This window comes from Bacillus salacetis (genome assembly GCF_003581585.1).
Lineage (GTDB): Bacteria > Bacillota > Bacilli > Bacillales > Bacillaceae_B > Rossellomorea > Rossellomorea salacetis.
In genome coordinates this window covers 38,703-60,052 of the sequence record NZ_QXIR01000015.1, presented here as the reverse complement: position 1 = coordinate 60,052, position 21,350 = coordinate 38,703, and the positions used below count along the sequence as shown (strand labels likewise).

The following is a 21,350-nucleotide window of genomic DNA, read 5'->3' as shown; positions in this document are numbered from 1 at the left end:
TGATGAAATGAAGAAAATCATATTTTTAGCAGTAATAGCAGCAATTGTAATAATTGGAGGCATGACGGCCGTATTCCTGGAAGCCAGGGCACCAGTTAATGATCGTGCGGATGCCGCAATACAAAGAGCGGAAGCCGAATCTGATCTGGCCGCAACGGATGATGTATCCCTGTATAATGGAAAGAAATCTTATGTAGTGATCACCGGAAAAAATTCATCTGATGAAAAAATCGTCGTATGGGTCCCTGAAAAAGATGACGAGATCATTGTGAAAAAATGGGCAGATGGTATTTCAAAAAAGGCTGCCATTAATAAACTGAATGAAGAAAACGATGTAAACGAAATCCTCTCGGTTAAATTAGGGATGGAGAGTGTCGGCCCTGTATGGGAAATGACATATCTTGATGAAAACGATCATTTGAACTATTACTATCTTCTGTTTGAAACCGGGGAATGGTGGAGAAAGATTGAAAATCTCTAATTAGGAGGAAACGCTTATGAAATGGGAATTAGCCGATAGGGTCAGCGCTTTAACCCCATCAACCACCCTTGCAATTACTGCAAAGGCAAAAGAAATGAAATCCAAAGGCATCGATGTCATCGGCCTTGGAGCAGGAGAACCGGATTTCAATACCCCGCATCATATAATTTCTGCTGCAGCTGCTTCAATGAATGAAGGGCATACCAAATACACTCCTGCCGGCGGGTTGGGTCCATTGAAAGAGGCCATCATCAACAAGTTCAAGGAAGACCAAGGGCTCTCTTACGACAATACAGAAGTGATTGTCACAAGCGGGGCAAAACACGCTCTATTTACCTTGTTTCAGGTCCTCCTTAATGAAGGCGATGAAGTCATCATCCCCACCCCGTATTGGGTAAGCTATCCTGAACAAGTGAAACTTGCCGGAGGCAGACCCGTATTCATTGAAGGAAAGGAAGAGAATGAGTACAAAATCACCCCTGAACAAATAAAAGAAGCTGTTACAGGCAAAACAAAAGCGGTGATCCTCAATACACCAAGCAATCCTACAGGCATGCTTTACAGCAGAGAAGAATTGGATGCCATCGGCAAGGTCTGCCTTGAAAATGATATTCTCATTGTATCGGACGAAATTTATGAAAAGCTGGTCTATGAAGGAAACAGCCATGTTTCGATTGCTCAAATTTCCCCGCAAATGAAAGAGCATACAATAGTCATAAACGGGGTATCCAAATCGCACTCCATGACAGGGTGGAGAATTGGTTACGCAGCAGGGAACGCGAAGATTATTAAAGCGATGACCAATCTTGCAAGTCATTCTACATCAAACCCTACGACAACCTCCCAGCATGGTGCCATCGCTGCCTATGATGGGACTCAGGAGCCTGTGGAGGAGATGAGGAAGGCATTCGAAGAGCGTTTAAACATTGTTTACGAAAAGTTGAATGCAATTCCCGGCTTTCATTGCATCAAACCACAAGGTGCCTTCTATTTGTTTCCGAATGTGAGCGAAGCAGTTTCGCTGACAGGTTATGAAACAGTGGACGAATTCGCAAAGGCTCTTCTTGAAGAGGCAGAGGTAGCTGTCATTCCAGGATCAGGATTTGGATCCCAGGACAATATCCGATTGTCCTACGCCACTTCCCTGGACTTATTCGAAAAGGCCTTAGAAAGAATAAGCGCATTTGTTAATAGAAAAATCGAAGAAACTAAATGAGCTTCCTTGCGGTGACAGCACTGGCTGCCGCCGCAGTTTCTATTATATATGGGTGCAGCTTTCCCTGTTGCTAGGGCTTGCATGGGAATGTATAATATAAAGAAATTGATACATAAGTGTGTTTATAGTTTTTGGAGGGAATAAATGTGAAAACAACCATAGCAGAAGTAAGTAAGCATGTTGGAGAAGAAGTAACAATCGGGGCATGGCTTGCGAATAAAAGGTCCAGCGGCAAAATCGCTTTCCTTCAACTAAGGGATGGGACAGGTTTCATCCAGGGAGTTGTTGTGAAGGCAGAAGTGGAAGAAGAGATCTTCCAAAAAGCAAAATCCATTACGCAGGAGACTTCCCTTTATGTTACAGGTGTCATCCAAGAGGACAGCCGTTCTCCTTTCGGATACGAAATGCAGGTGAGAAACCTGGATGTCATCCATGAGTCTGTTGATTATCCAATAACTCCTAAAGAGCACGGAACTGAATTCTTGATGGACAACCGCCATTTATGGCTCCGTTCCCGGCGTCAGCATGCCGTCATGAAAGTAAGGAACGAGATCATCCGCGCTACCTATGAGTTTTTCAACAAAGAAGGCTTCGTTAAGGTGGACCCGCCAATCCTTACAGGCAGTGCACCAGAAGGAACGTCCGAGCTGTTTCATACAAAATATTTCGAAGAAGATGCTTACCTCTCCCAGAGTGGACAGCTTTATATGGAAGCAGCCGCAATGGCATTAGGAAAAGTATTTTCTTTCGGCCCAACCTTCCGTGCTGAAAAGTCCAAGACCCGGCGCCATCTGATCGAATTCTGGATGATAGAGCCTGAGATGGCTTTTTATGAGCATGAAGACAGTCTGAAAGTCCAGGAAGAGTATGTTTCCCATATCGTTCAATCTGTTTTGGAAAACTGCAGTCTTGAGTTGGAAAGGCTGGGACGCGATACCTCCAAGCTTGAAAACATCAAAGCTCCATTTCCGCGCATCACTTATGATGAAGCAGTGAAGTTCCTTCAGGAGAAAGGATTTGATGATATAGAATGGGGAGATGATTTTGGTGCGCCGCATGAAACAGCTATTGCGGAGAGCTACGACAAGCCTGTTTTCATCACGCATTATCCAACTTCATTGAAGCCATTCTATATGCAGCCTGATCCAGACCGAGAAGACGTTGTACTATGTGCGGATTTAATCGCCCCGGAAGGATATGGAGAGATCATCGGCGGTTCCGAGCGCCTCCATGACCATGATATCCTAAGCCAGCGTATCAATGAGCATGATCTTGATCCTGAGGCATACAAGTGGTATCTGGAATTGCGTAAATACGGTTCTGTGCCTCATTCAGGTTTCGGTCTTGGACTTGAAAGGACAGTGGCATGGATCAGCGGAGTGGAACACGTACGCGAAACCATCCCATTCCCAAGATTATTAAACCGTCTATATCCTTAATCAAATAATGAAAAACGACTGTCTTGTTACAGAACAAGGCAGTCGTTTTTATCTTCCACGCGTTACAGCTGCTTACGCTTTTGCTTGTTACTTTGTAGTCTTTTCCATGTTCAGTGGTTCTTTCATCATGATATACTATTATGTGAGGTGGGCGTATTATGGATTATAAACAATTAATGGTCAGTTGGATGGAAGAAGGCACAGTCAGCATTCCTCAACTGCTGCTTTCAAATTATCATAAGATTGGTTTAAGTGAATCGGAATTTGTTTTGCTGCTCCAAGTCTATTCATTTATAGAAAAAGGAAACAATTTTCCTACTCCAGAAGAACTTTCCTCCCAAATGAGTTTTTCCAGTGAGGAATGTTCCTCAATACTGAGAAGGCTCGTTCAAAATCAATTTATCTCCATAGAAGAAGGCAATTCTTCCAGCGGAATCCTTTATGAAAAATATTCTTTAAAACCGCTTTGGGCCAAAATGGCTGAGTTTGTTCTTTCAGAAAGCAAATCGGAAAACATGGAAAAAACACTGCTTGAAGAAACGGACCTTTATACTGTATTCGAACAAGAGTTCAGCAGGCCGCTTTCACCATTGGAATGTGAAACACTTGCGATGTGGATTGATCAGGATGAACATACTGTCGTTATCATTAAGGCAGCACTTAGGGAGGCTGTCATTTCCGGTAAATTAAACTTCCGGTATATTGACCGCATCCTGTTTGAATGGAAAAAGAACGGTGTCAAAACCATTGAACAGGCGAAGAAACATGGTGAGAGGTTCCGTCCCCACCAAAAAATGCAGTCAGCTGCACAGACTGTAAAATCGGATAAAAAAACAGTCCCTTTTTATAACTGGCTTGAACAATAGAAAGGGTACAATACATCTTCCTATCAACCAAGAATTTTCAGCATAGATGGAATGTCATTAAGTTAATGACATTCCCTGTTATGAATCTGATAGGAAAATGAATACATACGAACTAAAATTCAAATGAACTAGTGGTGAGTTTAAATGTTGAATAAAAGTCAAATAGAGTATTGTCTGGCGGAAATGGAAAAAATGTTTCCTGATGCACATTGTGAATTGAATCACCGCAATCCATTCGATCTGGTAATTGCGGTTCTTTTGTCAGCACAGTGTACAGATGCGCTGGTCAATAAAGTAACAAAGAACCTTTTTGAAAAATATAGTACACCAGAAGATTATCTATCCGTCAGCTTGGAAGAGCTTCAGCAGGACATACGTTCCATCGGTCTTTACAGAAACAAGGCAAAGAACATCAGGAGCCTGTGTGAATTGCTGTTGACGGAATATGGCGGGGAAGTGCCCCAGTCGAGAGATGAGCTTGTTAAATTGCCTGGTGTGGGCCGTAAAACCGCAAATGTTGTGGTTTCCGTTGCATTCGGAGAACCCGCTCTCGCTGTCGATACCCATGTTGAAAGGGTGAGTAAGCGGCTGGCAATCTGCCGTTGGAAAGACAGTGTTTTAGAGGTTGAAAAAACTTTGATGCGTAAAATCCCAAAGGAAAAATGGTCAGATACCCATCACAGATTGATCTTTTTTGGAAGGTATCATTGTAAAGCCCAATCACCGCAATGCGGGATATGTCCTCTCCTTGAATTATGCCGGGAAGGTCAAAAACGTATGAAGAGGAAGAAATGATGGAAAGTCTTAAATCTGTACCGGTCCCCCGGGAGGTCAGGCATCCACTGTTCTTTACGGAAACCGATCGAGTGATTTCGGTAAATTATGAAAATCCAAAACCTTTGAATCCCTGTTTCTCTTATGAAATCCTTTATTATAATGGTATTTCAGGAATTTTGTTTCCTTGGGAAGACCTTTCAGCCATTAAGAGGGGAGAAGAGGAGTGGCGAGTAATTCGGGACAATCTGAATGCGGCCTTCTCCGAAAGAAGCGGTCGGGATATCATTTTATTAATGAAAAAGGCGACCGCCCTGTTTATGATGTATCTGTTTTGGACAAATGGTCTGCCTGCTAATCCTTCCGGCTGGAAAGAAGAACTGAAAGGAATGGCCATCAAGCCTGTAAATGCGGAAGAAAGACTTGAGTTTATATTGACGCAGCCATCTTTATTTCACTCTTATAAACAACTGAATCAATTATTTATTGAACAAATGAAACATTTTGCCAAGTATCTGGCGACTCATGAATAGCAGCAAAAAGACAGCATCTGAAAGATCAGATGCTGTCTTTATTATTATTGCTGGTTATTCGTGTTGTTCCCCGAATTGTTACCGGCATTGCCATTACCCTGGCTTTGGACTTCGCCATTGCCTTCATCATTTTCATCGCCGCCATTATCTTCGGCAGGAGGATTGTTTACGTCCTCATTGTCTCCGCCTTGGCCTTCTTCGTTACCATTACCGCCGTTTCCTTCTCCGTCTTCACCCTGGTTCTCTTCATCATTTCCGTCTTGATTTTCTTCATCTTCAGGGTTATCCTCTGTACCTTCTTCTTCTTGCTCATCTTCCGGTATTTCCTGATTCTGCACAGTATAGGTCACGGCAGCCGGCTCGCTGCGCTGTTCCCCTTCGACAGCGGTAACAGTGAAGCTATAGGTTCCGTCAGCAGCGATATTCTCAACAATCAAACCTTTTTCTGAAGTTGTGGAAAGGACTTTTGCTTCCTCACCATTAAAGGAGCCTTTCACTTCAAAGCTTGGTTTTCTATCTTCATCCTTATAATCCCATGTGAGGGTGATGGTTTTCTTGTCATCATCAAATTCTGCTTTCAAGCCTGAAGGTCCTGGAAGCTTATCGTATTGTTCAGAAACCTTGCTCGGTTCTGTACCGCGGACAAATAGTTCGTAAGTGATTTTGTCTTCAGGTGTGTAATCACTAGGGAGGCGGGCAGGGGCAGAGCCTTTCTCCACTGGTGCTTCCACTACGCTTTTTGGTTTCTTGAAGTCTGGAGTATCGATATCCTGTGATACATAGCTCATCAGGTCCTTGACGATATGTTGTGCTATATGGCGTTCCTGCGGGTTCAGCGGATATTTTCTGTCGCTGTAACCAGTCCATACTGAAGCGGTATAATTCGTCGTGTATCCTACAAACCAGGAATCAGGTGCTTCATTAGCTGCAACATTATATTTTGATCTGTCCTCATCTGTATAATTCGTGGTTCCGGATTTCCCTGCCATAGCCAACCCTGGTACATTTGCGTAGACACCAGTTGCTCCAGGCTTTAGCACATCCTTTAACATATCAGTGATCATGTAGGCTGTGTAGTCTTTCATGGCTGTCTTGGGTTCAGGGTCTACATTAACTTCGGTTTCCCCGTCTCTAAGGACAATTTTTGTGACGGAGTGAGGTTTGTTATACACGCCTCCATTACCGAATGCAGCGTAGGCTCCGGCCATTTGGATGGAGTTCACACCAGGTGTTCCCCCTAGGGCGTAAGCTTCAAAGGTGTTTTCAAAGTTGATCCCTAAACCTCGAAGGAAATCGCCTCCTTCTTCCAACCCGACTTCCTGCAGTGCTTTAACCGCAGGTACATTGCGGGAATCCCAGAGTGCTTCACGAATCGATATATTCCCTTTGAACCTCTTATCCCAGTTGTTAATATTAATATCTGTATCAGTATATTGATAAGGTTCATCTTTAATTTGGTGATAAGTTGACCACTTTAGATTCTCAATGGCGGGACCGTAATCCAGCAATGGTTTAATTGTCGATCCCGGCTGTCTTTTTGCATCGGCAGCAAAGTTGAAACCACGTTTGTTTTCCTCGCCATATCCGCGTCCGCCGCCAATGGCACGTATCTCACCCGTCTTTGTGTCAAGAAGGGTAATTCCAGCCTGCATGATCTCCTCAAATCTATCAGGATAGGCAAAGTCAATCGCTTCCCCTGCTAGAATTGCTTCCACCCGCTGCTGGGCATTGGGATCTACCGTGGTGTAGACTTTCAATCCGTCAGTGAATAGATTGTAGTCGCCAAGCTCGGCAACTTCATCAATGACAACATCAACAAATGCTTCATATTTATCAACTGAACGTTCTTCGCGTGTTTCCTCTGAAACAAGTGAATCTGTTACAGGAACGGCTTGAGCCTTTTCCATTTCTTCTTTGGTGATTTTCCCATGCTGATTCATCAAGCTAAGAACAATATTCCTTCTTTTTTCAGCCTTTTCCGGATAATCGAAAGGATTATAGTTATTAGGGCTTTGAGGCATCCCTGCCAACAGAGCTGCTTCATGAAGTTCAAGATCTTTCAATTCCTTCCCAAAGTAGTGGGTCGCAGCAGTTCCAAAACCATTGATCCCCGATGACATGTATACCTTGTTGAAGTACATTTCAAAGATTTCCTGTTTGGTGTAATCCTGCTCTAACTTGACTGCAAGCCAGGCTTCCTGTGCTTTACGTTCAAGCGTTTTCTCAGGAGTCAGGAATGAACCTTTGATGACCTGCTGTGTCAGTGTGCTGGCACCCTCTGATCCAAAACCATTTGTGACGTTCGCTATCACAGCACCGCCAAGACGGATTAAATCAATTCCGTTATGTTTATAGAAACGGTTATCCTCCGTAGCAAGGATGGCATCTTCCATTAGGGGAGGTATTTGGTCATAATTGACATAGTCCCTTTGTTCCGTACCAACGGTGGTGATCAAGTCGCCGTTCATATCATAAATTTCTGAAGCGATCGGATCCTTCAGCAGTGACTCGTCTAATTTAGGTGCTTTGCTTGCATAATAAGCGAAAAGGCCTGCACCTGAGAGCATGCCGATGATTCCAATGATAAATAAACTGATGATTGCCTTGGCGAAAAAGGATTTTTTCTTGCCCTTTCCTTTTGTTTTTCCCTTTCCTTTAGCCTTTTGCTGTGCCAGGCGTTTTTCTTCCCTGGATTTATATTGACCAGACATAGATTGTTTTCCTCACTTTCATCTATCCCTTTTGAATTAGTGTCAGCTGCCTATAGTATTAATTGAAGTAAGTTTGCAGCTGTTACAAGAGACAACCTGATTTCAGTAATATAAAGATTGGACGGTCTTAAGATAATCAATGCGTGGATACAAACCTAAAGCAAGTTTGACTCCATCTTTTTCAATTTCCTCTTTTGTGATTGATTTCCTTCCGCCTTGTTCCATTCTCTCCCAATATTTATAAAGCTCGTTGAACTTCATGAAGAAAATTTCTTCTGTTGATGCAAATCGTATTAAAATGAATGCAATGCCATCCTGCTCATCCACCTGCTGCATATGGGTGATCTGGTGAGCGTGGAGATTCTGCAGTGGAAACGACGTTTTGTTCCTCGTTTCTTTTGCCTCAAAGTCGATATATCTTCCTTTGTAAAGACCATTATAGTCTGTTGTGGAAGGCTGTTTGAAATAGGCCTCCTTAATCACAGCTGCACTTCGCTGAGGGTAGTGTACATCGACAATCTGAACCGGTGTCGGCTTCTTATGGATAACTGCAATGCCGTTTGCCAGATAATATTGGTTTGTTTCGTTGATATCTTCCTCCAGCGTCATGCCCCGGTTACTGTATGAAACTTTTTTTCCAGATGGTTTTTTACCGGCGGATGAAGCAATTGGACTAAATTTCTTTCCATTCGGGTAATGGAAGTTCATATTCACACCTCACAAACTAATCTATATCATATCAGATACGTCAAGAAGATGGGTGAATAAATTTGCCCAAATCTCGTCATCATAACCCTATAATGACTAACGAGGCGGTTTATATGAACAAAAAATCCTTTTTTCAACCATTTTTACCCGATTGCTCCCTATGCGAAACTTCTGAAGAGCTAGCCAGGGTAATACGGGAAAAGACACTGGAGTATAATCTGGATAATATATCAAGAACAAAGGCTTATCAAGAGTATTACCTAATACACCCAGAAATAAAATGGTCTTTTTTAGCCTCTATGGTGTCAAGGAATGCCGGCTGGAATATGTGCGACTTGCAGGGCCCCTGGTTTCCGGCAGTGCTGGATGAAAAAACACGCAGGAACCTGTTTTATACTTATGAAAGAGCAAACTGGCTCATCTTCCATGATGTGTTTCCACAGTTGCTCATCCATCACTATAAGACGGAATTGAACATGGAAATGTTTCATTTATTTCGTGAATTTTTTGTGTCTGCCTTTATGCAGGAAGAATGGCAACGTTTTTGGAACGGAGGGGATATCGCCAGACTAATGCAGTCCTTGATCATCAATGAACAGAACGTAATAGAGGAACCAGTCATTAAACATCCTGTTTATAAACGTAAGGTCTTTAAGACCTGGCTGTTCTTTCTGGAGGATCATTTGCATTTCAGTTCTGTGATCTTTCCTACCAAGGCCGGGAACTTATATGGAGCGAGTGTAAGTGACTTTAGAAAATTGGACAGCCGTATATCACTTGGGAACAGACTGTCTCAAATCCTATTCGAGGAAAATCTGTACCATCACTTCAAAGATTTCGCTCTTTCGGTTGAACATACAGGTTCCAGAAGGGACTATGAACGCTTCTGCCAAGGAGCCCCAAAAACGGGCACGCCCATTCTGAGAACCGTATTTGAAGTGAAGCAACATCATATACATAAACAGCCGTCCGACTGGTCACAAAGGAAGGGAGTCAAGAAGAGGTGGTTCAAAAAGGCGAAGGTTAAAGAGCCTGTTCATTTGACCAGGTGGTATTTTAACAAGCAGAGACAACTCCATAAGATGATCAAGATGAAAGAATTCCTAACTGAATAATGTCATACGCCATGCTTATAGATAACAGCACGATAAGATATGAGCTGAAAAAGTACCGGCTGCACCCGTTATGAGTGCCCCGGACACTTTTTTTCAAGACAGCAGTATATTAAGTTGACGGACGGTCAGGACCTTCTAATTTAGGGTTTCCTTGCCCTGCTTTCGTTTGCTTGCGTTTCGATTCTTTGATCTGTTGTTCTTTACTATCGTTCTTCTTCATGTCTATATTACACCTCCTCTTCATATTGTTCTAAATACCTCTGTGTTTCATGCAGTAAATCTGTCGAAAATCTATATGCAGAATGTACTATTCGGACTTTCTTTGCCGAAAGAGTACTAGTTTTGTCAAGTATGAAGGTGGTTTCAAATGAAAGCAGAATACTTTAAGTAACCTAAATTTGAGGAGGCTGTAAAATGGAAAGTAAAAATGACCTGCTCTTGCTGCTGACGGAAATTGAAAACCAATTGAATGATCTGGAAACAAAGATAAATGTGAGGGTAAATGAGGAAAGAACTGCTGTGGTGGCCGAAAGGAAACTGAGGCTGGCAAGGGCAGAAAAGAGATATACCAAGGCGGAAACCAGAGTCCTTTTCAAGTTAAGCCTTTATGGGGAACCGCACGAAAAGGCAAATCATTTCAATAATCTTGAATTATCTTATAAAACCACATAAAATGAGAAAAGATCGAAGTGGCTGCTAAGCTGCTTTTTTTTCGTTTGAAAAAGGAGGAAGCCGAGAGATGGACCTTAAGCTATTAACTTCTGAACTCCTTGAAATGAATGAGGAGATCTTAAGGATATATAAAGAAACCAGAGAACGTGGAGAAGAAGGTGACTTCTATAACGAAGTGAAACCCTTTGCTGATGATGCCAAGGAAAGAATCGACCGCTGGCGGGACATGGCTCTTCAATGGATGAAGGAGGACAGGCCAAAAAACCTGCACCCAAGCCAAATCATGAACACTGCTGAGAACCTGGAAATGATTTCGATTCAAGCATTCTTTCCAAAAGCGAGCTATAAAAGGTTCATCAGTCACTCACAATCCATTCATTATGTTTTGAAAACTGCACTGGACCAACTATCTAAATGCTGAAAATAATCTTCCTGTTGGAGGAGTCAAATAAAGGAGGGACAGATCAAAATGATCTGTCCCGTGTTCTATCTGTATAGTTACTGTGGAACGGTTGGAGACTCTGGTAATGGATAGGCTGCTTCAATTTCTTTAACAAGCTGCCTGTATTCATTGATGCTGATGTCGTTCACAATGTAGGATTTTCGGGCAAAAGTCAAAAGTTCATTTAACGTGGCAGGTTTAAAATGGTATTTCTCATGAAATAATTGCTGAATTTCTTCTAAATTCATTATTGATTCCTCCCCTGGTTACGTTTGTATAAGGCGGGTTTCCCCGCTTCCCCTTATAACGTTATACTAACATGGATTTCGGATATTTAAAGTTGTAAGAAAAATGGAACTTCCGACAAAATAATGTTGTTTTGTCGAATGATGTTATTATAGATTTACTTCGTTCCAGCACCGGGCATCTGCACATTTTTCTGTCTGCAACATATTTTGTAGCAGAGATTCCTTTGTCAGGAGGATGAATGGAATGTATCACTATACTAATAGAAGATTCCCGGCTTCCCGTTTCAATGGTTACCAAACTGGCTACCCAGGTTCAATGCCTGTCCCGCCATACCCGAATGGCCAGCATTTTCAGCAGATGCAGTACGGTTCACCTGTTCCCTATGGTCCAGCCCCGGATTATGGCGGCCATCAGGGCGGTTACGGCCAATATGCCCAGCAGGCACCCTACAGCAGCCAGTATTTTCAAAATCCGCTCCAGCCTGATGAAACAAACCATTATCAACAGCAAGGCGGTTATAATGATTATCAAGGCATGACAAACCCTTATCCAAAAGGGAATTTTATGGCTAAGCCCCAGTCTTCTGGGATGGGATCCATCATGAATTCTTTTAAATCGCAGGACGGCTCACTGGACTTCAATAAAATGATGAATACTGCGGGACAAATGATGAGCGCCGTGAACCAGGTGTCTTCGATGGTGAAGGGGCTTGGCGGTATGTTCAAGTTGTGAATATTCATATAAAAGAAGCACGGGGAGCACTTCCCCGGGCTTCTTTTGTTTATGCGTTTTTCGCTTATATTGCTGCTTTTTTAAAAAGCTGTCTTCACATAGATTGTTGCTTTTGGAAAAATCGCAAGTGCGTGATTTTCCCCCTGTATTCCGAGGTTTGCTTTCGAAAAAGAAAGAGCAGCTCTTTTCTTTCCTGCTTCCAGGGTTTTTACAGTATTGAATAAGCGGCAAAGTTTACGAAAAAGAGCTTTTTAGATAGATGGCTTGCGGCTAAGCGTTTTCTCTGATTGATCCAAATAGTTTATCACTAAAGGGATATGATCTCCTACCTTCATTTCGTTTTCGCTTGCAGCTTTCAAAAGGTGATGGGACTGAATATGATTTAAATTTGCTCTGGATAGTATTAAAGTATAAGGAGCCAGCTAGAGTTCAACTTTTTTTCCTTTTAATTTTCCCAGTTTAAGGGTCAGCAATCCATCCTCATATTCGGCTTTGACCTTTCTCTCGTCCACCATGCCTGGCAAAGGTATGGATCTGGAGTTTTGCTGTTTCAGCTGTTTTTTGAAGAAGACTTTGGACTTATCATCCTGGGTTGTATGGGTTTCCAGGTTTTGGACCGAGATCGTTACATAGTTCTGATAAACATCGATATCGATTTGGTCTTTCTTAACTCCTGGGAGCTTTGCTGTAATGGTATAGCTGTTCTTTGATTCACTAAGATCGACCGGGAAGCCGCCAAAAGAGAATGGAGAGGAAAAAAAGTCGTCAATACTTCCCAAAATTCCTCTTACTGGTTTTTCTTGGAATAAAGTGTCCATAAATTCACCGAACTTAGGTTTCTTTTTTTCAGGCAGGTTATCTTCCATCATACTTGTCTCCTTTCAGAACGTATTCACCCACTAGCTTATGTGTTTCGGCACAAAATGGTTAAATGTCCACCTGTGTTTATTCGGTTTCCATTAGGGCAATATACAAAATAGATTCTCAATAAGGATGGGGTGAATTATGGATACTCAGCGTGTCGGCATGAATGAACTTGCATACAAAGATCATGGAGAAGGACAAGCGGTTATTCTCCTGCACGGTTTTTGCGGCAATTCCGAATACTGGGAAAGAGTAATGCCTCTTCTTGATGAGTGCCGGGTAATAACCGTTGACCTTCGCGGCCATGGGGAGTCCGGAATTCCTGAAGGTGGTTTTTCAATTGAAGATATGGCTGCTGACATCAATTATTTCATGGATCAGAAGCAGCTCAAGGACGTCTATATGTTCGGACATTCACTTGGAGGGTATGTTGCATTGTCCTTTGCTGAACAATTCCCTGAAAAGCTGAAAGGTTTTGGATTGATCCACTCGACCCCTCTGCCGGATGATGAAAACGGAAAAGACAAGAGAACGGAATCCATAAAGAAAATAGATTCCAGAGGAATGGAAGCCTTTATAGATGAACTCGTTCCTAAACTGTTCAACCAGGACAGATTGGAAGATAAAAGCGAAGAAATAGATAAAGCTAAACAAATAGGATATGATACGAGTCCCGCAGGAGCCAAGGAAACTTTGAAGGCTATGCGGAGCCGGGGAGACCGCAGGAATGTGATCCAGGACAGCAGGCTTCCGATTCTGCTGGTTGCGGGAGCAAAAGATCAGATAATACCACAGGAAAAGACTTTTGCGGTAGAAGGTGAACACATCAGGACGGTTGTCCTGGATAACTCGGGTCACATGGGATTATACGAAGAACCTGAAAAGCTTTCCTTAGAAATGAAAAGCTTTATTTCAGATAATAAATAAGAAATATTGAAATGCTGGGCAAGTTGGCAGAAAGCCAATTTATGCCTGGCATTTTTTTCTCTTTTTATTCGAACGTTTATTCGCTAAAATAGGAGTAGAGGTGAAAAAGATGCTTCGGAAAAGAAATTTACAAGAAATGATCCATCAGTTTCAGCGGCAATCAGAACTTAATGGACAAATTGTCCATTGGCATACAATTGAAGAAAAAAAAGCACGGCAGAAAGACTTGCCGGAACGAATCCACCCCAAACTGAAAACGGCGCTTGAAAAGAGGGGGATCCAAAAGCTTTATACCCATCAGGCAACTGCATTCGACACTGCCATGAGCGGAAGGAGTTTTACGGCCGTCACACCTACTGCATCAGGTAAAACCCTATGCTACAATCTGCCGGTCCTGCAGTCGATATTGGAAAATAAGGAAACGAGAGCGCTTTATATATTTCCTACAAAGGCACTGGCCCAGGACCAGAAAAGTGAAATCAATGAAATCATAGCTGAAGCGGATGCCGCGATAAACAGTTATACATACGACGGGGATACGTCTGCCAACATACGCCAGAAGGTAAGGAAAGCGGGACATATTGTCATCACTAATCCTGATATGCTTCACTCTGCAATCCTGCCTCACCATACGAAGTGGGTTTCACTATTTGAAAACCTGAAATATGTGGTGATAGATGAACTTCATATTTATCGGGGAGTATTTGGAAGCCACGTCAGCAATGTAATCAGGAGGCTGAGGCGGATCTGCCGTTTCTATGGAAGTGATCCTATTTTCATTTGTACATCCGCCACCATTGCAAATCCCAATGAATTGGCTGAGGGATTGACAGAAAAGAAGATGGAACTGATTGACAACAATGGAGCTCCCAGCGGAAGAAAGCACTTTGTATTCTATAATCCGCCGATCGTAAATAAACCTTTGAACATCAGGAGAAGTGCCACCCTGGAGGTAAGGGATATTGCAGGTTCCCTCCTGAAAAACAAGATTCAAACAATCATCTTTGCACGGAGCAGGGTGAGGGTGGAAATCATTCTAACCTACCTGCAGGAACTGGTGAAATCCCAATTAGGTCCGAAATCCATTCGCGGGTACCGGGGAGGGTATTTACCGACACAAAGAAGGGAAATTGAAAAAGGACTGCGCAATGGCGAAATATACGGAGTGGTCAGTACCAATGCCTTGGAACTGGGAGTCGATATTGGACAGCTGCAGGTCTGTGTCATGACTGGATATCCCGGAACGATTGCGAGCGCCTGGCAGCAAGCTGGACGTGCAGGAAGAAGGCAGGATGAATCTCTTGTCATCATGGTTGCCAGTTCGAGCCCGCTGGACCAATATATAATAGAAAATCCGCAATATTTCTTTGAAAATTCACCTGAAACGGCCAGAATAAACCCTGATAATCTGATCATCCTGATAGACCATTTGAAATGTGCAGCATATGAGCTGCCTTTTACAGAAGGGGAGCAGTTTGGCGGCCTTGATATAGAAGATATACTTGAATTCCTTTCCGAGGAGAGGGTGCTGCACAAAAATGGTGAAAAATGGTACTGGATGAATGATTCGTTTCCAGCCCACAATATCAGCTTGAGGTCAGCATCCCAGGAAAATGTCATCATCATCGATCAAAGTGATGTTGCCAATGTAAAGGTGATTGGAGAGATGGACAGGTTTTCCGCCATGACACTGCTTCATGATGAAGCGATCTATTTACATCAAGGTATCCAGTATCAAGTGGAATTGCTAGACTGGGAAGAGAAAAAAGCGTTTGTCAGGGAAGTGGATGTGGATTACTTTACTGACGCGAATCTCGCCGTTCAGCTCAGGGTCCTGGAAGAGGATAAATCCAAAAGCAGCGAGGCCTCAGAAACAGCTTACGGCGATGTGACTGTTCAAGCCATGGCCACCATTTTCAAAAAAATCAAGTTCGATACCCATGAAAATATAGGTTCTGGCCCGATACATTTACCTGAGGAAGAACTGCATACCAATTCAACCTGGGTATCGTTAAAGAAAGAAATAAACCTTTCCACCGATAGAATTGAGCAGGGATTAATCGGCCTTGCACAAAGTCTCAAGGCTATTGTACCTTTGTTTGTCATGTGTGATCCGAGTGATGTCTTTGTGGTTCCCCAAGTGAAAGCATCTCACAATGAGAAACCGACCATCTTTATATATGACCGTTATCCAGGGGGAGTCGGCTTAAGTGAAAAAGTTTTTGATCAGATGTACGAGATCCTGCTTGAAGCAAGAAGGTTGATTTCCCGCTGTCGATGTGAAAGCGGCTGTCCATCTTGCATCGGAACAGATATTTCTTCTGAAGAAGCGAAGGGTGATTCATTAAGGCTGCTGGACATGTTTTTGGAAAGTCATCAATAAGGCCGGGAGGGGCAAAAATGTCGCTGAAAAACAAACTGAATCGGATGAAGAGCCATATTGTCAGGGATACGGCAGACTCTGCACCAAAGCAGGCTGAGCCCATCAAGCCCATTGATATACCATATATGGATACATGGTCGCTCCACGGTGTGAAGCCGTATTATATGGATGAAGATTATTGTTTGATCCGGGAGAAAGTATACGATCTGTCTGAATTTCACGGTAGATATGAGCTTGGCCGTGTCAGGGAAGCTGTTCAGGCGTGGCATCAGTTTGAAGGAAGTCACCCTTTGTCATCAAAAGGGCTCACTGCTGAAGATCTATTTTTCTTTGACACAGAGACCACAGGACTGGGAGGAGGGACAGGAAATACGATTTTTCTGTTGGGATACGCAAGAGTGGCTGGGGATAAACTCATCTTGAGGCAGCATATCCTTCCCCAGCCAGGAAGTGAAATCCCGCTTTATCACAGCTTTCTTGAAAAGGTGGACTATAATACACTGGTCACTTATAACGGAAAAGCTTTTGATTGGCCGCAGGTAAAGACCAGGCACACATTGATCAGGGAGCACGTGCCAAAACTGCCTTCATTTGGACATTTTGATTTGTTTCATGGCAGCAGGCGGCTTTGGAAATCGAGAATGGATTCAGTAAAGCTCAGCAATGTGGAAAAAGAGATTCTCGGCTTTCACAGAACAGATGATGTTCCTGGCTACCTTGCCCCCATGATCTTCTTTGATTATGTTGAAAGGAAAGACCCGGAAGGCATGCTGAAGGTTCTTCTTCATAATGAGCTGGATATCCTCTCATTGGTCGTCCTATACTGCCACCTCAGCTTTCAGATACTCGGGATTGACCCTCAGCAAGTTTCTGAAGAGAAACTGCTTATTGGTAAATGGTTCGACTATCTGGGGGATTCAGAGCAAGCTGTGAGCCGGCTGGAGCAGCTGGTGAATGAATCAAATGGTAAAGAGGCATTAGCTGCCAAGCATTCCCTCGCATTTCAGTATAAACGCATAAAGAAGTATACAGAGGCGTTTGACTACTGGTTTGAGGCAGCGGAACAGGGATCGGAAAATATAAAAGTGGAAGCGTGCATCGAACTTGCTAAAATAAAGGAACATCAATTCAAGGACCCTGAACAAGCGATGGAGTTCAGTATAAGGGCTTATGAGGAATTGATAAGAAAAGATATTAAAAATGAAAAGATTGTAAAAGGCTTGGAGAAGAGAATGGAACGCCTTGAAAGAAAATTAGCGAAATAAAAGAAAATTTCCCAGGCAACCGCAGGTTTCGCTATTAATTTTTTATAATTGACAAAAAATTCACCAAATCCATCAATTACTTGTTGAGGAATCCTTCGTACTTTTGTAAAATGTTGAATTGTGTTGAAATTCGCAGATTATAAATATAAGAGGATAGGATGAAAAATTGATGAGTAGAGCTTTAGTTTTTCTGTTTTTCGTAGTCATTTGCTTAACCGTCTTCATCTTTTCTAACATGAAAGATGGTTCCTATACATCCCTTGGATCGGCTGTCTTTAACGTTGAGGAAATTTCATTGAGCGGAACACTTGAAAAATAGGTGTTTGCATTAGTACATGTTCCCACCTTTCATCATAGCCTGTTAATGTACCGATACAAAGATGAAAGGAGAAATTAGTATGCATTGCAGACCTAATCAAGTTCTTCCGACAGTTATGCATCCGACAAAATGCTGTAAGGTGGATACCTTTTCAACTTATGAGGTTCCTCACGTGCATCCGCAGCATACAACCATAGTCAATAACCAGATGTATCAGCACAAGCATTATTTCCCGCAGAGCCAGTCAATGGTGGACAGCGTTTCCCACCAGCACTTCAACTGCGGCCAAGGACCAGGACCAGGAGGAGCCCCTGGTCAGATGGGGCCTATGGGACCTATGGGACCAATGGGCGGTCCAGGATTCGGGCCTTTTGGACCAGGAAGATAATGATTTCGAAACAAGGGCGCAAATGTGCCCTTGTTTTTATTTACAAAGGGCATGCATTTTATTATAGTGTAGAGAACATCAACATTCTTCAAGGAGGTCTGAAAAGTGGGAACTGTTGCAGCCGTAACAGGGTATAAATCTTTTGAGCTTGGCATCTTCAAAGAGGATGAACCTGCATTGAAATATATAAAGGCAGCCATTCATAAGCAGCTTGAATCCCTTCTTGAAGACGGGCTTGAATGGGTCATTATCAGCGGACAGATGGGAACGGAATTATGGGCTGCAGAAGTTGTTTTCGATCTTCAGATGGAATATCCTGATCTGAAGCTGGCAGTATTGACTCCGTTTGTGGACCAGGAAGAAAAATGGAATGATAATAATAAAGAATTTTATGAAATGATCATCTCCCAAGCCGACTTTGTGGACAGCATTTCCAAGCAGCCATACACAAGTCCCGCCCAATTCAGGAACAGGGATCAGTTATTCTTACATAAGAGTGACGCTGTCGTCATACTTTATGATGAAGAAAAAGAGGGCTCTCCACAGTATTTTTACAAAGCGGCAAAGGAATACAAAGAGAATAACCCTTTGGAAATCCGGCAGATTACTTTCATGGATCTGCAATGGATAGTCGAGGAAGAACAGTTCAATACTATGGATTGAAAGAAAAATTGACAAATAGAGCTTTTTTTGAAAAAATATACTTGATGTTGGTTGAATTTAGAGGTGAAAATATGATATCTGATAAAGTGAAATTAACCGCAAAAGACATACTTGAAAAAGAATTCAAATCGGGAATGCGCGGCTACAAACAAGAAGACGTTGACAAATTCCTGGATTTAATCATTAAGGATTATGAAACCTTCCACCAGGAAATTGAAGACCTTCAGCAGGACAACATGCGACTCAGGAAACAGCTGGAAGATACAAATCGCCGTGCGCCTGCACAACAGCAGCAGCAAACAGGCACGACTAATTTCGATATCCTGAAAAGATTATCCAATCTTGAAAAGCATGTATTCGGAAACAAACTGTACGATTGATAATGGTATTTAATACCGCTTGTACAATGATGAAGACTTGTGTATAATTACTTCCTGGATATACTTTTGATAGCATTCAGGTAATCGCTGCAACGTTGTTGTAGAGGAAAGTCCATGCTCGCACGGTGCTGAGATGCCCGTAGTGTTCGTGCCTAGCCAATTCATAAGCTAGGGCAGTCTGCAATTGCAGATTGACGGCAGGGAAAATACCTAAGTCCTCTGGATATGGTATGAATACCTTGAAAGTGCCACAGTGACGGAGTCTTGCAAGAAATTGCAAGAGTGGAACGAGGTAAACCCCACGAGCGAGAAACCCAAAATATGGTAGGGGCATCTTCTTTGAGGAATTGAACGAGAAGAAGGACGAAACATTGGTTTCGTAGATAGATGATTGCCGCCGGAGTACGAGATTACCCATCGTTTGCAGTACGAAGGAACAAAACATGGCTTACAGAATGTTATCACGGGTTAATAATTGATTAACGACGCTCTCCTGATATAGGAGGGCTTTTGTTTTTATAGAGGATGTAGATTTTGTCTGGGTAGGCTGAAGCCTTGGCTTCATGTGCAGAGGTATGTTCAGGTCTCCTCTTTGGGTCATTTAGATTGCAGGCAGAAGGTTTGGGAAGATTGTCGGGGCACCAGGGAAAGTATCAAAACATTTATTGGGTTATCTGTTGTTAAAGTCGCTGCCAATGGTTACACTTAGTATGAAAAACTAAATACATACACCGCGCACCCGCGAATGAAGGTGGTGCGTTTGAAAAGATATTGGATAGGTTAGGGTGAAATTGTCATGAAATTTAAATTGATTGCCACAGCTGCGATGGGGCTGGAAGCTCTTGTTGCCAAAGAGGTGCGGGATCTAGGCTATGAATGTGAAGTGGAAAACGGGAAAGTCATCTTTGAAGGCGATGAAAAAGCGATTGCCCGTGCCAATATGTGGCTGCGTACAGCTGACCGTGTGAAGATACTGGTCGGGGAATTCAAAGCATATTCCTTCGATGAATTATTCGAGAAGACAAAAGCTCTTCAGTGGGAAGATTATCTGCCTGTAGATGCGCAATTTCCTGTACAGGGAAAATCGGTGAAATCTAAATTATACAGTGTCCCTGATTGTCAGGCCATTGTCAAAAAAGCCATTGTGAACAGGCTGCAAACCGCTTATCATAGGACTAGCTGGCTTGATGAGAGCGGAGCAGTATTTAAACTGGAAGTCGCCATCCATAAAGATGTAGCTTCGCTGACCATCGATACCAGCGGGCAAGGGCTGCACAAGCGCGGTTACAGAATCGGCCAGGGGGAAGCTCCCTTGAAAGAAACCCTTGCGGCGGCATTGATCCAGTTGACTACATGGAACCCGGACAGGCCATTTGCCGATCCATTTTGCGGTTCAGGTACAATTCCTATCGAAGCTGCATTGATCGGGCAGAATATCGCTCCAGGTTTCAACCGTGAATTCATTTCCGAGAAATGGACTTGGATGACGGAAAATATTTGGGACGAAGTGAGAATGGAAGCGGAAGATTTGGCTGATTATGATCAGCCTCTTGAAATCATGGGAACCGATATTGACCACAGGATGGTCGAAGTCGCCAAGAACAATGCATTTGAAGCAGGGCTGGGTGAATTGATTCAGTTCAAACAAATGCAGGTCAAAGATTTCCATAGCGACAAGAGCTATGGAGTCATTGTCGGGAACCCGCCATACGGCGAAAGAATCGGGGAACGAAAAGAAGTCGAACAGATGTACAAAGCCATGGGAGCAGCATTTGATAAAATGGAAACTTGGTCGAAATACATCATGACCTCCCACGAAGGTTTTGAAGAAGTGTACGGAAAAAAAGCTACGAAGAAACGAAAGCTTTTCAACGGGTTCATTAGGACTGATTATTACCAATACTGGGGTCCAAGACCTCCAAGGAAAGACCGTTAATTCGGAAATTTCAGGCTTTTCTCCGCCTGGATTGCTGCTTTTGGATGAATTTCAAAAGCGGGTTTTTCACTGGAGAGGTACCATAACCGAGTGAATTTTGTTAAATTAAGCCGCATTTTCTTACTATCAAGAACCGCCTGTTTTCGGGTGGTTCTTTTTTGTCTATTCGAAGCCAGCAAACTTAAAAAAAGGTTGTTTCCTGGGTGAGATTTTTCGAAGTGGCCCATTAAATACATGTAAAGTTTCTTTGACGTAAAGTTACCTTTACAGTATAATGCACTTATGAA

22 protein-coding genes and 1 other RNA gene are annotated in these 21,350 nt (G+C 42.8%); 19 read left to right on the top strand and 4 right to left on the bottom strand.

All coding sequences use genetic code 11. The features are described from left to right. Positions 1–7 precede the first annotated feature (7 nt). The 6 genes from D3H55_RS12115 to D3H55_RS12090 all read left to right on the top strand — a co-directional run bounded on the left by D3H55_RS12115 (position 8) and on the right by D3H55_RS12090 (position 5,309). Positions 8–481: a cell wall elongation regulator TseB-like domain-containing protein gene (locus D3H55_RS12115; protein ID WP_119547177.1), complete on the top strand. Its 474-nt coding sequence runs from the start codon at positions 8–10 to the stop codon at positions 479–481. Positions 482–497: 16 nt separating this feature from the next. Next, positions 498–1,697, top strand: a complete 1,200-nt coding sequence (locus D3H55_RS12110) for a pyridoxal phosphate-dependent aminotransferase (protein ID WP_119547176.1) — start codon at positions 498–500, stop codon at positions 1,695–1,697. 146 nt (positions 1,698–1,843) lie between these two features. Beyond that, positions 1,844–3,136 (top strand): asparagine--tRNA ligase, encoded by a 1,293-nt coding sequence (gene asnS, locus D3H55_RS12105; RefSeq protein WP_119547175.1) that lies wholly within the window; start codon positions 1,844–1,846, stop codon positions 3,134–3,136. 158 nt (positions 3,137–3,294) lie between these two features. Further along, entirely contained in the window at positions 3,295–4,002 is a 708-nt protein-coding gene (locus tag D3H55_RS12100) for a DnaD domain-containing protein (RefSeq protein WP_119547174.1), read from the top strand. A 144-nt stretch (positions 4,003–4,146) separates the two neighbouring features. Next, the gene (nth, locus tag D3H55_RS12095; RefSeq protein WP_119547173.1) at positions 4,147–4,797 is read left to right on the top strand and encodes an endonuclease III; all 651 of its coding nucleotides are present in this window, start codon (positions 4,147–4,149) and stop codon (positions 4,795–4,797) included. Beyond that, complete coding sequence (locus tag D3H55_RS12090) at positions 4,797–5,309, top strand: YpoC family protein (RefSeq protein ID WP_119547172.1); 513 nt, start codon at positions 4,797–4,799, stop codon at positions 5,307–5,309. The genes nth and D3H55_RS12090 overlap by 1 nt, the downstream gene beginning before the upstream one ends. 44 nt (positions 5,310–5,353) lie before the next feature. Here the strand turns inward: D3H55_RS12090 and D3H55_RS12085 are convergent, their stop codons facing one another. Both D3H55_RS12085 and recU read right to left on the bottom strand, forming a co-directional pair. Next, a complete protein-coding gene (locus D3H55_RS12085) occupies positions 5,354–8,020 on the bottom strand; it encodes a PBP1A family penicillin-binding protein (protein WP_119547171.1) in 2,667 nt (888 codons plus the stop codon). 102 nt (positions 8,021–8,122) lie between these two features. Further along, positions 8,123–8,728, bottom strand: a complete 606-nt coding sequence (gene recU / locus D3H55_RS12080) for a Holliday junction resolvase RecU (protein WP_119547170.1) — start codon at positions 8,726–8,728, stop codon at positions 8,123–8,125. Between the two features lie 92 nt (positions 8,729–8,820). Here recU and D3H55_RS12075 point away from each other — a divergent pair, with 92 nt between their 5' ends. The 3 genes from D3H55_RS12075 to D3H55_RS12065 all read left to right on the top strand — a co-directional run bounded on the left by D3H55_RS12075 (position 8,821) and on the right by D3H55_RS12065 (position 10,936). Next, complete coding sequence (locus tag D3H55_RS12075) at positions 8,821–9,843, top strand: DUF2515 family protein (protein ID WP_119547231.1); 1,023 nt, start codon at positions 8,821–8,823, stop codon at positions 9,841–9,843. Positions 9,844–10,257: 414 nt separating this feature from the next. Then, complete coding sequence (locus tag D3H55_RS12070) at positions 10,258–10,515, top strand: hypothetical protein (RefSeq protein WP_119547169.1); 258 nt, start codon at positions 10,258–10,260, stop codon at positions 10,513–10,515. Positions 10,516–10,582: 67 nt separating this feature from the next. After that, positions 10,583–10,936, top strand: a complete 354-nt coding sequence (locus D3H55_RS12065) for a YppE family protein (protein ID WP_119547168.1) — start codon at positions 10,583–10,585, stop codon at positions 10,934–10,936. 77 nt (positions 10,937–11,013) lie between these two features. Here the strand turns inward: D3H55_RS12065 and yppF are convergent, their stop codons facing one another. Then, on the bottom strand, positions 11,014–11,205 hold the full coding sequence (yppF, locus tag D3H55_RS12060) for a YppF family protein (protein ID WP_119547167.1): 192 nt from the start codon (positions 11,203–11,205) through the stop codon (positions 11,014–11,016). Positions 11,206–11,449: 244 nt separating this feature from the next. Between yppF and D3H55_RS12055 the strand changes: the two genes are divergently transcribed. Then, positions 11,450–11,938, top strand: a complete 489-nt coding sequence (locus D3H55_RS12055) for a YppG family protein (RefSeq protein ID WP_240628560.1) — start codon at positions 11,450–11,452, stop codon at positions 11,936–11,938. 422 nt (positions 11,939–12,360) lie between these two features. Here D3H55_RS12055 and D3H55_RS12050 read toward each other — a convergent pair whose 3' ends face one another. Further along, a complete protein-coding gene (locus D3H55_RS12050; protein ID WP_240628559.1) occupies positions 12,361–12,804 on the bottom strand; it encodes an Hsp20/alpha crystallin family protein in 444 nt (147 codons plus the stop codon). 139 nt (positions 12,805–12,943) lie between these two features. Between D3H55_RS12050 and D3H55_RS12045 the strand changes: the two genes are divergently transcribed. From D3H55_RS12045 to D3H55_RS12010, 9 genes are all read left to right on the top strand, one after another. Next, the gene (locus D3H55_RS12045; protein WP_119547165.1) at positions 12,944–13,729 is read left to right on the top strand and encodes an alpha/beta fold hydrolase; all 786 of its coding nucleotides are present in this window, start codon (positions 12,944–12,946) and stop codon (positions 13,727–13,729) included. A 136-nt stretch (positions 13,730–13,865) separates the two neighbouring features. Then, a complete protein-coding gene (locus D3H55_RS12040) occupies positions 13,866–16,112 on the top strand; it encodes a DEAD/DEAH box helicase (RefSeq protein ID WP_420808748.1) in 2,247 nt (748 codons plus the stop codon). A gap of 17 nt (positions 16,113–16,129) precedes the next feature. After that, positions 16,130–17,377, top strand: coding sequence for a ribonuclease H-like domain-containing protein (locus tag D3H55_RS12035; RefSeq protein ID WP_119547163.1), 1,248 nt, complete (start codon positions 16,130–16,132; stop codon positions 17,375–17,377). A gap of 169 nt (positions 17,378–17,546) precedes the next feature. Continuing rightward, positions 17,547–17,696: a hypothetical protein gene (locus D3H55_RS24275; protein WP_168413056.1), complete on the top strand. Its 150-nt coding sequence runs from the start codon at positions 17,547–17,549 to the stop codon at positions 17,694–17,696. A gap of 79 nt (positions 17,697–17,775) precedes the next feature. Continuing rightward, the gene (locus tag D3H55_RS12030) at positions 17,776–18,084 is read left to right on the top strand and encodes a CotD family spore coat protein (RefSeq protein WP_119547162.1); all 309 of its coding nucleotides are present in this window, start codon (positions 17,776–17,778) and stop codon (positions 18,082–18,084) included. A gap of 105 nt (positions 18,085–18,189) precedes the next feature. Beyond that, on the top strand, positions 18,190–18,747 hold the full coding sequence (locus D3H55_RS12025; protein ID WP_119547161.1) for an SLOG family protein: 558 nt from the start codon (positions 18,190–18,192) through the stop codon (positions 18,745–18,747). Between the two features lie 71 nt (positions 18,748–18,818). After that, complete coding sequence (gene gpsB, locus D3H55_RS12020) at positions 18,819–19,127, top strand: cell division regulator GpsB (protein WP_119547229.1); 309 nt, start codon at positions 18,819–18,821, stop codon at positions 19,125–19,127. Between the two features lie 72 nt (positions 19,128–19,199). After that, an RNA gene (rnpB, locus tag D3H55_RS12015) (RNase P RNA component class B) lies at positions 19,200–19,583 on the top strand. Positions 19,584–19,923: 340 nt separating this feature from the next. Further along, positions 19,924–21,063 (top strand): THUMP domain-containing class I SAM-dependent RNA methyltransferase, encoded by a 1,140-nt coding sequence (locus tag D3H55_RS12010; protein WP_119547160.1) that lies wholly within the window; start codon positions 19,924–19,926, stop codon positions 21,061–21,063. Positions 21,064–21,350: the final 287 nt, after the last annotated feature.